At 59.1% G+C, this 340-nt stretch carries 1 protein-coding gene; it reads right to left on the bottom strand.

Annotated features, from left to right (window positions below):
* Nucleotides 1–12 precede the first annotated feature (12 nt).
* The coding region (locus PQQ51_RS34420) for a TolC family protein (protein ID WP_408501638.1) at nucleotides 13–340 on the bottom strand (328 nt) is incomplete at its 5' end.

Below are 340 nucleotides of genomic sequence, written 5' to 3'. Positions count from 1 at the left end.
TTCCCGCGCTCTCTAGCGGCTGCCCAGTTGCAGGTTCCCAAGGCCGAGCCGCCCCATTTTGGCGGCAAGCTGCAACCTCGCTGTGCGCCAGTCGGTCAGCGCCTGGACACGCTGTCGGTTAGCATCCGCGAGCGACGACTGCGAGTTGAGCAACTCGAGAATATTGCCGACGCCTGCGGTGTACCGGTGCTTCGCCGCATCAAACGATCGCTGCGAAATTTCCAGCAGCGAAGCGGTGTTCTGCAGATTCTGAAGGTCAGTCTGCAAGGTCTGATAGCTCTTCCAGACATCAAGTCCCACCTGCTGTTGCGTCTCATCCAGTGTGTATTGCTGTACCTCC

The sequence above is a fragment of the Paraburkholderia xenovorans genome (assembly GCF_046030735.1).
Lineage (GTDB): Bacteria > Pseudomonadota > Gammaproteobacteria > Burkholderiales > Burkholderiaceae > Paraburkholderia > Paraburkholderia xenovorans_A.
The sequence above is the reverse complement of the archived record's forward strand: the minus strand, read 5'-3'. Positions and strand labels throughout refer to the sequence as shown.